We start from the raw sequence: 12,688 nt of genomic DNA on the forward strand, positions 1-12,688 counted from the left end.
AAAGGCCTCCGGAGCATATGTTTTGGAGGCCTTGTTTTTAAAACGCAAAAGCAGCTTCAAAAAAAGCCCTTATCTTTGTGCTGTTAACAAGCCCTTAGCCATGCAGAAAATAGGAGAAATTATCTTCACGCTTATCCCCCTGATTTTGTTCGTGTACCTTTCCCTTACAATGTTAGGCATCATAAAGTATAATCAGCATACTGCTTTCTTACAAAATGCTTCGGCTGTAACTAAAGTGGCCGTATACGGCGGCACCATTGCTTTCCTGATCATGGCTATAAAGGATCTGCTATCATAACAGGTTTTATGCCCTCTTCGGCGGCTAATCCAGCCCCTTAACTACAACACTACTTCTTTCATTCTGCTGCCCTGCTTTTACAATCTGGCGCTCAAAGTCTTTTGGTTTGTTGATGGTCTCGTAGAACTCGTCGAGGTAACGGAGTGTCTGCTTTCGGTATTTTTCGTCTAGCAGGTGATTGCCCTTATATACCTGGTAAATAGCTTCTTTGCGGTTATTGAAGAAAGGTACTAACTCAGCCAATACGTCGTCGGGGTAACTGTAGCCCCTGAAAATGCGCTGCCGCACCGATGTGATTCCTATTTCGGGCGGGGGCTTGGCGTAAGGCGGCATAACGATTCCGGTATAGTCAAAGTCGTAAGGCACAGGCACAGGCTTAGAGTATGACTCTAAGAGCAGCAGCTTTATGTTGTGGCGGTAAGGCACAGACCAATCGGTGTTGCCGATCATGTACTGAAAAAGAGCCAGCTTTGCCATTGTCCTGTCGTCGGTGGCGTCCATACGGATGAGTAGCTCTTCGGGCATTTTCTCGCCTTTGTTCCGCTTCAGTATCTCGTCCTCGTCCTCTATCAGAAAGGCATAGTTGCTACCAATTTTCCGGTTGCCTTCCACATCTTTATACTCTATCTTGCACAGCCTTACCCTAAAACTGAGATGGGTTAGCTCGTTGTATAATTTATAAACCAGGTACTCCCGGATAACATACTTCTCGCCGATGCAATGGGTAACCAGTTTCAGTTTATCGGTGCCTGCAAACACGGTGTTCGCGACAGCTTTTTTTGGAAAGTTGAGCAGCAGCGGCGGGAACCTGCACACGCTCGGGTCGCGGCGGTGCTTGCCCCTTACCCGCACCTTTAAATCTATTGCAGTAGTTTGCCCTGTCCCGGTCTGATAGTGTATGGAGGCTTTGTGGTATACCCTTTCATCGCCACGGTCCTTTAAGAGTTCTTTGTAGTCTACCAGTAAAGTAAACTGAAGCACCTCTTCGCTGTCGAATAAGTCGCTTTGGTAGGGTATTGGGAAGGCAGCCTGCGTTTGGGAGCTAAAAGTATATTTTTGCTCCGGTTGAGCCAGAGCAAGTATGGATGCATTCAGCAACCAAATCAAGGCAAGACAGGCTGATCTAAGCAAACCTGCTTTACTGTTTATCCGCATCTTTTTTTCACGTCCCTCCTGTTATCTCCCCTCTTTTAATCCTATACCTGAAAATATGAGCGCCTGCTGGTTTGGCCTCGAAGTTCGTTATATTTTACTGCACCGTTTTTACTCCCGCATCCAGTTGCTTTAGCGCTTTCTTTGTAAATATCTCCCTGATCACCTGCCCTTCCCCTTTCTCCAGCTTAATGCCTATCAGCGGCGATATAGTAGCAGGAATATCTATGAGTGTATGCTTTGCGGCTACCGTTGTTCTTTTTTTAAAGTCCGGCCCAATGGCAAGCAAGCTAATGCGCCTGCAACCTTCACAATCGTCGCCATGCTCCATCCATCCCCCATCAACTCCATCCAGGTGCCTGCCGTGATCATTCGTAATCAAAAGGGTTGTTTTGTTTTTGTAAAAGCTGCTTTTGTTCAGATAGTCCCAAAGCTGCTTCACATACGTATCGGACCTGGAAATACTTCTTAAGTAGTAGGCCGAGTTACCTGCATGGGCGTAGCCGTCCGGCTCCATCAGATTTATGAGCATCAGGTTAGGCTTGTGCTGCGAAAGTATGCGTGTAGCCTCTACTATAGTAAGCGAATCGGCGCGGTAGCCTGTGCCAGGGCCATTTACGCCACAGTTAACGGAAGGCTGAAATTGATTGTGCCATGTGGAGTCCTGGGTGTTGGCAAGTATGTGTAGTTTATCTTTGCTCATAACCAGCCAGGCAGCCGTTGCGGGTTTACCTGTGGCTTTTAGCCATTGCTGAAAGTAGGAAGGGTTAGCCGGAAGTTCGTCGCCGTAATTATCTATCTCCTGGTTTACGCCTGTGGTTATCGCCACGTGCCCGGAGTTGGTGTAGGTATAAGCGTCGTTCTGGAAATCAGCGAAAAAGGCGCCTCTGCCCTTCAGCGTGCCCGACATAAAAGGTATGAGGCCCGGCGTGGTTGCCCATGTTTCAGAGTACCGGGGGCCGTCAATTACCACTATAACAACATGCTCGGTTCTGAATGGCTTTGAGGCGGTGCCGGTAGAAGTGCCTGCGCAACCCCAAAACAAGAGCAGCAACCCTATAAGTAGCACAAAGAGAAAGAAACGCCTGTAAGGTATCCTGCTCTCCCATCTTCCAGATTCTTCCGATACACCCATCACACTCTCTTCAGTAAATAAAGACCTCATTTATAACTAGTTATACATCACATTTTTGATTTACGTTGTACAAGTATAAGATTAACTTAAAGTATAGAAAGGTGCTCTGTAACTGTGTAGCTGCTAAAGTCATCTTCCTGGTTGGCATTACGAACTCATTACAAGCTGAACAACCCTGAAAAACTTCTTGCGTTTAAGCGATAACTTTACCTTATTGCACTACAGATACATTAATGCACCAAAGCACAGCCATAGCGACCACACTTACTTTGCCAGTCTCACTTGGCACGGCGCTGCTGTCTATTGCCTATTCTTATTGCCTGAGCGTGTATAGCTATTGCAGCTATTATTACCGCTATTACCGCAACTGCTAAGGCAATCACCACCATCAACTAACGTATAGTTACAGAAAGCGAGGAAAAGCTTTCTTACCTCAGGTGAACCTGCCGAAGCAGTGGCTCAAGCCGCTGCTTTTTTCTTTTTAAACCAATCATACTTTTCATATCAAAGACTTAGACCATGAGCCTGACACAACAATACAGCAACTACACCGAAGAAAACCATACAGTATGGGCCATTTTGTTCCAGCGGCAGATTGAGAACCTGCCGGGGAAAGCCATACCTGCATTTTTTAAAGGCCTTGAACTTGTAAAATTTAAGCCAGACCGCATCCCGAATTTTGAAGAGGTAAACCAGATACTTAAACCCCTGACTGGTTTTGAGGTTGTGCCGGCCCCGGGTATTGTAGATGATGCCGTTTTCTTCAGCTTAATAGCTAATAAGAAGTTCCCTGCCACAGTCTGGATCAGAACGATGGACCAACTGGACTACCTCGAAGAACCGGATATGTTTCATGATGTGTTTGGGCACGTGCCGTTGCTAACGATACCGGTATACTGCGATTTTCTGGCTGCCCTCTCGGCAATGGCCCTGGAGCACGTTGACAGACCCGATGTGATTGATAAACTGACGCGCATTTACTGGTATACCATTGAGTTCGGCCTCTTCCGGGAGCCAGGCGCTAAAGCAGCGATCTACGGGGCGGGCATACTTTCGTCTGTAGGTGAGAGCAAGCTGTCTGTTTCAGAAGAAAGTATAAAGTATGATTTTAATGTAGATCACATTCTGGATACTTCTTATGTTAAAGAAACTTACCAAAGCCAGTACTTCTGTATCGAGAGTTTTGAGCAGTTACTGGAAAGCTTGCCTAAAATAGGAAGGGCGATTGCAGCGTTGCGCCAGCAACTGGAGGAAGTATAAAACAAAGGAGAGGCAGCCGGTAAAGTATAACCTGCTGCCTTTCCTTTGATTAAAGTACGTTGCTAAAAATGATTATTGCCTTTGCTTTATGCTCAACAGCAGCAAAGCCATTGATGTATGTTAGTGCGTCAGCTCAGGGCTTATCTGGAATCCTAACTTACGAGGTTTGGTAAGGTGCGTATTTTCTAGTTTCTGCTTTAACGTAATGCGCTCAATGTCGCTTATGTCCTGCCCCATCAGATCGTTGTTTACAGCAGCTACCATAGCACTTTCTACAATAATGCGGATCTTGCTATCGGTTAGTACATTCTTGGAGATGTTCGTTATTTCGTCGTTAGGCAGGTCAAGCTGTTTTACCCCCTCAATGCAAAAGTGATTCTCGATGTTTACCAGCATGCGCCCTACAAGATAACCCGGATCATCCAGCCTGTTGTACTTTATGGTATCAGCCATAAAATTATAAGCCATAATGTGCCCAAAAAAGCGGCGCCGGAAATCCTCGTCAATATACTCGTTGTTCATTATCTCATAATCGTCCGGGAAGGTGATAATGTTTGAGTGCATGACAAAAACAAGCAAGTCCCCCGAGAACTTAATATGAAACTCATGTTCGTTAACGTTGCGATATTCAATGATCACATTTGCATCCTGCTCCGTAATACGATTCGTCAAGTCATCAACCAACTCCTGCGATACCTCCTTCATTTTCTTGAACGTATTCAGGGTATTTCGGTAAATCGCCTGCTTTGTTACAGATTTCTGGTGCAAGCCATTTACAATATCAGTTAATCTATCTTCCATAGTGTATGTGTCGGTTCTGAATTTAGCCAGATGTAGTTTGTACCGTAGATCGGGATACTTTGTTTAAAAAAGGGGCTGAATTAAAAGAGAGTGAAAGAGTATCGTACGCAGCATTTAACGTTTATACTTGCTCAGGGTGTTGGTAGCTGGGTGGCGGTTGCAACTGCGGCAGCTCCTGCCCTACCAGCTCGAACGCCACCTGCCTTACCCCTGGTTTAGCCAAAGGGTGCTGCAATAACATTGCCTGGGCCTGTGGCTGCTCAAATACTTCGGGAATGGTGTTAACAGCGCCAGCCGGAACATGTTGCCTGTGCAGGTGCTTCAGCAGTTTCGCCCTATCCTGTTCCGATATTAGTTTGCGAAGCAGAGTGTTTAGTTCTTTCCTATGTTGAACACGGCAGTAGTTTGTTTTATACATTGGATCATCTGCTAACTGAGGTGCCCCAAGTATAGCACAAAGTCGTTTAAACTGCCTGTCGTCGCCGATGGCAATTACCAGCTGCTTATGGTCTTTGGTTGTGTACACGCTGCCGTAAGGCACAATGGTTGGGTGCTCAGATCCCATTCTTCCTGGTGCATGGCCAGCCACCAGGAAGGCTGTTGCCTGGTTGGCCAACGCCGATACAGCTGCCTCCAGCAGCGACACCTGCACCAGTTGCCCTGCCCCTGTTTTTTCGCGCTGCAGCAATGCTACAAGTAGTCCTTCTTTAAGCTGGTGCGCAGTCAGGATATCCATTAAGGCAACGGGCATTTTTGTAGGCAAGCCATCTGGCTCCCCATTCAGGTACATAAAGCCGCTTTCAGCCTGCACTACAGCATCGTAGCCCACCCTCGCATCAGTAGGCCCGTAGCCCGTAATGTGCCCATAAATCAGCCTGGGGTTTATGTGTTGCAACGTCGTGAAATCAACTTTCAGCTTTTCGGCGTCACCGGGTTTGTAGCTGGCAATTACCAGGTCTGCTTCTTTAACCAGTTCATACAATTGCTCCAGTTCCTGCTGCTGCGTAAGGTTTAGCGCCAAAGCAGTTTTACCCCAATTGGCAGCACAAAAATAAGCCGGCGTATCAGTACCATTGTCTTCTGTTGCCAGCTTCCAGGTTCTGGTGACATCGCCGCGCGTGGCAGCGTTTTCCACTTTGATAACCTTAGCGCCCAGCTCTGCAAAGAATTGCCCTACACTTGGCCCTGCCAATACACTTGCCAGCTCAAGCACCAGCAAATCTTTAAAAACTGCTTCCATTCAGGCCTCTTTATGTTATTCTAGTTCTGCCATTACATTATCGGTTAGCTCTAAGTTATGGTAAACTTTCTGAATGTCATCGTCGTCCTCCAGCGCATCTATCAACTTTAGTATTTTACGTACAGCTTCAGGGTCATCGACTGCTACTGTAGTTTTAGGCAGGCGCTGCAGTTCTGCGGTTTCTGCCTGCAAGTTAAGTTCTTCAACTTTTTTCTGCATTGCACCAAAGTCTTCCATGGCACAGTAAATAGAAAGGTACGCTTCATCAAATTCCACCTCCTCTGCACCGCCATCGGCAAGCTCCAGCAACAATTCGTCATCTGTTAGAAGCAGTTCCGGGTTTCTTGCAACTATAAAAACGCCTTTTCTATCAAATAAGAACTCTACAGATCCATTAACGCCCAGGCTGCCATTGCCTTTGTTAAAAATAGTGCGCAGGTTTTGTACTGTTCGGTTGATGTTGTCTGTGAGGCACTCAATAAATACTGCTACACCATTAGAGGCATATCCCTCATAAGTTACACCTGAATATTCGCCTTGGTTATCTTCGCTTTTCTTTATAGCCCGCTCTATGTTTTCTTTGGGCATGTTTACGGCTTTGCTGGTTTGTATAGCCAGCCGCAGGCGCGGGTTTGCATCAGGGTCCGGGCCGCCTTCTTTGGCAGCTACCGTTATCTCTTTTATCAGCTTTGTAAATATTTTTGATCTTTTGGCATCCAGCGCGCCTTTCTTACGCTTTATCTGCGACCATTTATTATGTCCTGCCATGTGGTATCAGGTATCTATTTTGATAAACTTAAACTGCAATGCTTATCCAGCACAGCAAAAAAAATAAAAAAGTAAGCTTAAAAAAAGAGCAGCCTGGCCAAAGGCCAAACTGCTCTTTTAAAATGTTTCTTTATAGATAAATGCTACTGCCTAGAGCAACATAAAAATGGCGTTGATGATGTTCAGGCCTAACAGAAGAAAGAAGTTAGGCGAGTCTTGTACAGCTCTTTTCATAACAATATAGCTTAATAATTATATTATTTAAAGTCAATATTATAAAATATTGCTTACCCTATATTACGCCATGAAATAGTATTTGTTACAGCAAAATATAACTTTTTACATATATTGCAAATTTTAAAAATATAGCTATTCTTTAATATATATTATTCTGCTGCCATAATAGCTAATTGTATATATTTTGGTGGAGCAAAACAGCACAAGAATATATTGCATTTTACATGATATCGTTACAATTAATACACAAACAATTCATATTGCATAAAGTATGGCAAAATGTTAGCCGTCAGCTCTAGCAATTATGCAGTACGTATATTAATCTGTTATTTATCGTATATTTACCTAATTATAGTATCCATAAATGTGGGTACATCTATATGTTAATTTAACAAACAGTTATACTTTGGATTTCCATTCGTTCAACTTACACGAAAACGTACTAACCGGCATTGACTCGATGGGCTACAATAAGCCTACTCCGGTACAGGAACAAGCCATACCACTTATACTTGAGCGTAAAGACATGATTGCCTGCGCCCAAACCGGTACCGGTAAAACAGCAGCTTACCTTCTGCCCCTGATAGATCGTATTTCGCATGAAGAGTATGAGCACACAAGCACGCTTATACTTGTACCAACCCGCGAATTGGCTAAGCAGATAGACGAGCAGGTAGAAGGCTTTGGCTACTTTGCCTCTGTAAGTTCTATCGCCATTTATGGTGGCAGCAAAGGCGGTGACTGGGACCAGCAAAAACGCGCCCTCACAACAGGAGCCGATATCATTATTGCTACTCCCGGTCGTTTGCTGGCGCACATGGCCATGGGCTATGTTAAATTAGACCAACTCAACCATTTGGTGCTCGATGAGGCCGATAAAATGATGGATATGGGCTTTATGGATGATCTGCTTAAAATAATAAAGCAGCTTCCAAAAGAGCGTCAAACCCTGTTATTCTCGGCTACTATGCCGCGTAAAATCAGGGATCTTGCCCAGCAGATACTACAAAACCCTGCAGAGGTAAACCTAGCCATTTCGAAGCCTGCAGCCGGTATAGACCAGCGCCTGTACCTTGCCTACGACAACCAGAAACTTCCTTTGCTGGAGCATTTACTGCAGGAACAGGAAGTACAAAGTATGATTGTGTTTACCTCCCGCAAATCAAACGTAAACCAGATTGTGCGCTCGCTGCGCAAAATGGGTTTTGAGGCCGAGGGAATACAATCAGATATGACGCAGGATGAGCGTGAGCGCGCGTTGCAAGGCTTTAAGAACAAGCAACACCAGATCCTGGTTGCGACAGACATTGTATCAAGAGGTATAGACATCGACAGCCTGAGCCATGTGGTAAACTTTGATATGCCACAGGACGCAGAGGACTATGTGCACCGCGTTGGCCGTACAGCCCGTGCTGCTTCTACAGGTGTTGCCATTACGTTTGTTAATGAGAAAGACATGTTTAAGGTGCAGAAGGTAGAGCGTTTAATTGAGCGTGAATTACCAAAGCTGCCTTTACCTGAAGATTTTGGCCCTGCACCAGCTTACGATCCAACCAAACGCCATGACAGCAGAGGCGGCGGCAGACCAGGGGGGGACCGCAAGCCAGGCGCTGGTGGCCAAAAACGCGACCACCGCAGCAAACACCATCGTGGCCCTAAACCGGCACAGGCAGGAGAAAAACAACAAGCCCAGGGAGAGGCAAGCACAACAGAAAGTGCTCGAAAAAGACCCAACAACCGTAACAGAAACAAAAACAGAAATAAACCCTCTGGCAGCGGAGAACCACAAACTCCCACCCAGGCATAAAAAAAGGCAGCTGTAATAGCTGCCTTTTTTTATGCGCTTGCTTTCTAAAATCAATAACTACCCCATAAGGCTCTGCCAAAGCGGTACTCTAACTGTGCTGCTGTACCTTTATGAAAGTAAGCTGCTTTAAATTGTAAGGCCAACCACAGCCTCAGATTTTATACTTGCGAACCTACTATAAAATTATACTTAAATTATTTTTACTAATAAGTATACGATAGCGCCTACTATATTACGTTTATACTATATTAAATTTTTCACGCTTACCCATCTCCCTCTCAAAAGAGAGAAAGCCATTAGCTTACGCTTACCCAGTTTACCCGCTTACTCATACCAGAAGCATAAAGAACTGCAAATGTTAAACTATGTTAATTTTCTGATTTAAACCTGATTAACTTCTATCTTAGATACCTAAAGTATAAATTATGAAATCAACTAAATATTTAGTTGTATTAATTTACATTGTTATATTTGAAAAATTATCGACTACTGTATACTAACCAAACTTTTATGAAACAAACTTTACTTACAGCATTGCTGTGCTGCCTGTTTACTGCCACTACATGGGCTCAGGCTCCGTTTAGCGGCACCATCAAAGGTTCTGTTATTGATTCGACCAACAGCCAGGGCCTGGGTTATGTTACCGTACTTATCCAGGAGGTAGGCCAGAACCAACCGTTAAAGAGTACTTTTACCAAAGACAACGGCTATTTTGAAGTGGCGGGCCTGCCAGAGAAAAACTACGAAGTAATCCTGACTTATGTCGGTTACAGAACGCAGGTAATAAAAGTGCCGGCTTTTGCACCAGGCAAAACAACCGCAGACCTGGGTAAAATATTAATGGTTAGTACTGCCAATAAACTGAAAGAAGTAGAGGTTGTAACCGAAAAGCTGCTGATAACCCAGGATGTAGATAAGCTGAGCTATAACGTAGACGCAGACCCGGAAAGCAAAACCATGAACGCCCTGGACATGCTGCGCAAAGTACCGCTGCTAAGCGTTGACGGCGATGACAACATCAAACTGAATGGCAACAGCAACTATAAGGTGTTAATCAACGGGAAGGAGTCTTCTCTTTTCGCGAACAGCCCCAAAGATGTTTTCAAGAGTATGCCCGCCAACTCCATCAAAAACATCGAGGTGATCACTAACCCACCATCAAAGTATGAGGCAGAGGGCGTAGGTGGTATTATCAACATTATAACCCACAAAAAAGCGCCCGGCGGCTACAACGGATCAGTAAGCGGCAACATTCGCAGCCCGCGTGGTTCGTATGGCGGCGGTTACTTAACTGCCAAAGTCGGCAAGTTCGGGGCTTCTGTTTACGGGGGGCTAAGCGATTACTATAGCCCCAAAAGCTCGAACAATTACACCAGGGAAGACTTTATTTACCAAACCATACTTGACCAGCAGGGCCACAGTACCAACGAAGGCAAGTTCAGGTATTTAAGCGGCGAGTTAAGCTTTGAGCTGGATACGCTTAACCTTTTTACAGCCAACTTTAACATGAACCAGAGCAATGGCGGCTATGAGCAGGAGCAGCTGGTAAAAAACAACCAGACGGATGGCACTCCAATTTCATCATACAGGAGATTAAACCTGGGAGACCAGGCATGGTTTGGCAACGAAGTGGGCCTGGATTATCAGCGCACTTTTAAGAGAAGCAAAGAGCAACTGCTTACCTTATCGTACAAGTATGGGCAAAACGGAAACGAGTCTTTTACTGATTTTAGCCTGATACCGCTGCTTAGTTATCCCGGCTCCAAAAACAAAACTGAGAACAACGGTGCGACCACAGAGCAAACGTTCCAGATAGACTATGTGCAGCCCGTGAAAAAGCATGCGCTTGAGGTGGGTGTAAAAACTATACTTCGTGATATCAACAGCGACTTCTACTATCAGACTTTTGACGCTGAGCAAAACAGGTACATAACAGATGCAAGCAGGACAAACAATTTTGAGTATAACCAGGATATTTATGCTGCTTATACATCCATGAACCTTAAAAAGGATAAATGGGGATTACGCGTTGGGGCCAGGCTGGAAGAAACAAAAGTAGATGCCAATTTTAAATCAACGGGCACGCTGACAGACCAGGATTACTTTAACCTGATACCGAACATTGCCTTGTCGCGCTCTCTGCCTAAAATGAGCAACATAAAGTTATCTTACACACAGCGTATTGAGCGGCCAAGCTTATGGTACATCAACCCATACGTAAATGAAGTTGACCCCAAGAACATCTCCTACGGTAACGAGAACCTGAAAGCAGCAACAAGCAACGTGTTTAACCTCTCTTATAATACGTTTGTAAAGGGCGTTTCTATCAACACAGGCATCAGCCATACGTTCACAAACAGCTCTATACAGCAGTACACGTTTTTACGCTCCATCGATACGGTGTCTGTGACAACATTTGGCAACATTGGTAAAAACCACACTACAGGCATTAACTTAAGCACCAATGCCACTTTCCTGAAAAAGATAACGCTGAACCTGAACGGTGCTGTAAACTATGTACAGTTGCAAAGCACGCTTAACGACAGGCCGGTAGATAACGATGGCATCACGGCAAACATTTATGGTAACCTTAGCTATAAGTTTGAGAAAGGCTGGAGAGCAAGCGGCAACATCGGTGTGTACTCCTCTGATGTGCTGCTGCAAGGCAGGTCGGCTAGCTATATGTTTAACAGTTTATCAGCTACCAAGCAGTTCCTTAAAGACAATAAGGCAAGTGTAACGCTCTCGCTTAGCAGCCCATTCCAGAAAACCCGCCGTTGGTTTACCGAGATAGATGAACCAGGCAGGTTCAGATCGGAACAGGAATCATACTTTGTAAACCGCCGCCTGACTATGTCTTTCAACTACCGGTTCGGTAAGCTGAAAGGCGATATTGCCCGCAAGAAAAGAGGCATTAAAAACGATGACCTGAAAGGCGGAGGCGATAGCTCCGGCGGAGGAACAAGCAATTAGAAACTAAGCAAAAAGAAAAGGCGCTGAAACACATCAGCGCCTTTTATGTGTGCTAAGGTTTATACTTTACAGCACCTGCCCCAGCCCGAACAGCAACACAAACAAAAGTGTGGTAATAGCCATCTGCTTTAAGTATGGGTCCAGCTCTTTAGAGGTTTGCTTACGCCACACATTTATGCCATTTACTATAACAAGCGGTAAAGCAAGTATAAACAGCAGCTGCCAATAACTGTAAAAGTTTAGCACTACATATAGCACAGCACTCAGCACACCGCCTGCCAAAAGTATAAGGTGGTATACGCGCGCCTTCTCTGGCCCAAGCCGCACCGGTATGGATCGCTTGCCCGCTAGTGTATCAGATTTAATGTCGCGGATGTTGTTAACGTTAAGTACAGCGGTGGCAAAAAAGCCGCAGATGAGTGCCGGAAGCACAGCAGCAAACTCTAGTTGCTGCGCCTGCAGGTAGTAAGTGCCCAATACCCCTACCAACCCAAAAAAGGTAAACACGAAAATATCTCCCAGGCCCGCATACCCATAAGGTTTATCTCCGGCTGTATAGTTAATGGCAGCCCAGATAGAGGCCAGCCCCAACCCCAGAAAAACCAGAAACAAGAGCATTCCCTCAGCACCGAAAGCCACCCAAAGCAGCACCAATCCCGATACAAGCGAAAGTAAACTGAATGCAATCATCCCGGTCTTCATGTGCGAGGCCGTTATATGCCCTGCCTGTACAGCACGCATAGGGCCTTCGCGGTGCACACTATCTGCGCCATGCTTCGTATCGCCGTAGTCGTTGGCCAGATTAGAGAGTATCTGCAGGAAAAGCGTAGTAAGCACACACAAGGCTACAATGGCTCCGTTAAAGTATCCGTCAGCCGCCGCCATAAAACCACCCATACCAATGCAGGAGAGCGCCAGAGGCAATGTACGTGGCCTAAAAGCCGAAATCCAGACCTTTACAAGACCTGGATTCTGGGGAATGTTTTGAGATGTATTGTTCAAAGTATAAAAACTAAA

General features: G+C 45.3%; 10 protein-coding genes. 4 read left to right on the forward strand and 6 right to left on the reverse strand.

Annotation, left to right across the window (positions count from 1 at the left end):
* Window positions 1-100 precede the first annotated feature (100 nt).
* Complete coding sequence (locus Q1A23_RS06325) at window positions 101-298, forward strand: hypothetical protein (RefSeq protein WP_299821117.1); 198 nt, start codon at window positions 101-103, stop codon at window positions 296-298.
* A 24-nt stretch (window positions 299-322) separates the two neighbouring features.
* Here the strand turns inward: Q1A23_RS06325 and Q1A23_RS06330 are convergent, their stop codons facing one another.
* Both Q1A23_RS06330 and Q1A23_RS06335 read right to left on the reverse strand, forming a co-directional pair.
* Window positions 323-1,429, reverse strand: coding sequence for a hypothetical protein (locus Q1A23_RS06330; RefSeq protein WP_299821120.1), 1,107 nt, complete (start codon window positions 1,427-1,429; stop codon window positions 323-325).
* Window positions 1,430-1,547: 118 nt separating this feature from the next.
* Entirely contained in the window at window positions 1,548-2,615 is a 1,068-nt protein-coding gene (locus tag Q1A23_RS06335) for a sulfatase-like hydrolase/transferase (RefSeq protein ID WP_299821123.1), read from the reverse strand.
* Between the two features lie 489 nt (window positions 2,616-3,104).
* On the opposite strand from Q1A23_RS06335, the gene Q1A23_RS06340 reads away from it, so the two are divergent.
* On the forward strand, window positions 3,105-3,845 hold the full coding sequence (locus Q1A23_RS06340) for a phenylalanine 4-monooxygenase (RefSeq protein ID WP_299821126.1): 741 nt from the start codon (window positions 3,105-3,107) through the stop codon (window positions 3,843-3,845).
* 120 nt (window positions 3,846-3,965) lie between these two features.
* Here Q1A23_RS06340 and Q1A23_RS06345 read toward each other — a convergent pair whose 3' ends face one another.
* From Q1A23_RS06345 to Q1A23_RS06355, 3 genes are all read right to left on the reverse strand, one after another.
* Window positions 3,966-4,646 (reverse strand): hypothetical protein, encoded by a 681-nt coding sequence (locus Q1A23_RS06345; RefSeq protein WP_299821129.1) that lies wholly within the window; start codon window positions 4,644-4,646, stop codon window positions 3,966-3,968.
* Window positions 4,647-4,767: 121 nt separating this feature from the next.
* On the reverse strand, window positions 4,768-5,886 hold the full coding sequence (locus Q1A23_RS06350) for a CoA transferase (RefSeq protein WP_299821132.1): 1,119 nt from the start codon (window positions 5,884-5,886) through the stop codon (window positions 4,768-4,770).
* A 15-nt stretch (window positions 5,887-5,901) separates the two neighbouring features.
* Window positions 5,902-6,654 carry a YebC/PmpR family DNA-binding transcriptional regulator gene (locus Q1A23_RS06355; protein WP_299821135.1) on the reverse strand — a complete coding sequence of 251 codons (753 nt, stop codon included), beginning with the start codon at window positions 6,652-6,654 and terminating at the stop codon, window positions 5,902-5,904.
* Between the two features lie 697 nt (window positions 6,655-7,351).
* Between Q1A23_RS06355 and Q1A23_RS06360 the strand changes: the two genes are divergently transcribed.
* Both Q1A23_RS06360 and Q1A23_RS06365 read left to right on the forward strand, forming a co-directional pair.
* Window positions 7,352-8,698 carry a DEAD/DEAH box helicase gene (locus Q1A23_RS06360; RefSeq protein ID WP_299821218.1) on the forward strand — a complete coding sequence of 449 codons (1,347 nt, stop codon included), beginning with the start codon at window positions 7,352-7,354 and terminating at the stop codon, window positions 8,696-8,698.
* Window positions 8,699-9,208: 510 nt separating this feature from the next.
* The gene (locus tag Q1A23_RS06365) at window positions 9,209-11,671 is read left to right on the forward strand and encodes an outer membrane beta-barrel protein (RefSeq protein WP_299821138.1); all 2,463 of its coding nucleotides are present in this window, start codon (window positions 9,209-9,211) and stop codon (window positions 11,669-11,671) included.
* Window positions 11,672-11,737: 66 nt separating this feature from the next.
* On the opposite strand, the gene Q1A23_RS06370 is transcribed toward Q1A23_RS06365, so the two are convergent.
* Complete coding sequence (locus tag Q1A23_RS06370; protein WP_299821140.1) at window positions 11,738-12,673, reverse strand: 1,4-dihydroxy-2-naphthoate polyprenyltransferase; 936 nt, start codon at window positions 12,671-12,673, stop codon at window positions 11,738-11,740.
* Window positions 12,674-12,688 lie beyond the last annotated feature (15 nt).

The organism is uncultured Pontibacter sp. (assembly GCF_947492645.1).
GTDB lineage: Bacteria > Bacteroidota > Bacteroidia > Cytophagales > Hymenobacteraceae > Pontibacter.

Coding starts and splice junctions, on each gene's coding strand:
- Q1A23_RS06335 (WP_299821123.1), bottom strand. CDS start 2,615: ATGAGGTCTTTATTTACTGAAGAGAGTGTGATGGGTGTATCGGAAGAA.
- Q1A23_RS06365 (WP_299821138.1), top strand. CDS start 9,209: ATGAAACAAACTTTACTTACAGCATTGCTGTGCTGCCTGTTTACTGCC.
- Q1A23_RS06340 (WP_299821126.1), top strand. CDS start 3,105: ATGAGCCTGACACAACAATACAGCAACTACACCGAAGAAAACCATACA.
- Q1A23_RS06350 (WP_299821132.1), bottom strand. CDS start 5,886: ATGGAAGCAGTTTTTAAAGATTTGCTGGTGCTTGAGCTGGCAAGTGTA.
- Q1A23_RS06325 (WP_299821117.1), top strand. CDS start 101: ATGCAGAAAATAGGAGAAATTATCTTCACGCTTATCCCCCTGATTTTG.
- Q1A23_RS06345 (WP_299821129.1), bottom strand. CDS start 4,646: ATGGAAGATAGATTAACTGATATTGTAAATGGCTTGCACCAGAAATCT.
- Q1A23_RS06355 (WP_299821135.1), bottom strand. CDS start 6,654: ATGGCAGGACATAATAAATGGTCGCAGATAAAGCGTAAGAAAGGCGCG.
- Q1A23_RS06360 (WP_299821218.1), top strand. CDS start 7,352: ATGGGCTACAATAAGCCTACTCCGGTACAGGAACAAGCCATACCACTT.